The following is a 435-nucleotide window of genomic DNA, read 5'->3' on the forward strand; positions in this document are numbered from 1 at the left end:
GACACCTGGTCGGACGAGCCCAGCAGCAGCGTGTAGTACAGCGGGAACGCCGAGACCACCAGCACGACCGCCAGGATCGTATAAGTCACCCAGCCGGGCCGGCGCACCGCGGACCCCACACCGTGCCGCTGTCTGCGTGCCCGCTTGCGGGCAGCCGCCTTCGCGGCCTGCTGGCCGGCGCTCTGCGCCGTGACTGCGACCGAGCTCATGAGTTCCTCCGGTCAGTCGTCGTGGTGGGCGAGGCCGACGCTGTGGGAGAACCAGCCGGCCCGCCCCTACCGCCGTCGCCATCTGGTGCAGTGTCCGCGGCAACGGCGGTGGCCGCAGCAGCGATGGTGGCCTGTCGCCCGGCCAGGCGCGCCTCGGCGCGCAGCCTGCGTGTCACCGAGCGCTTCACGCGCGGCGTCTTCGTGCCCGACGACGCGATCCGCTGGC

General features: G+C 72.9%; 1 pseudogene. It reads right to left on the minus strand.

Annotated features, from left to right (window positions below):
• Positions 1-209: pseudogene (locus IIE03_RS02300) on the minus strand (carbohydrate ABC transporter permease); the annotation flags it as partial.
• Positions 210-435: the final 226 nt, after the last annotated feature.

This window comes from Myceligenerans pegani (assembly GCF_014892515.1).
Taxonomy (GTDB): Bacteria; Actinomycetota; Actinomycetes; order Actinomycetales; family Cellulomonadaceae; genus Myceligenerans; species Myceligenerans pegani.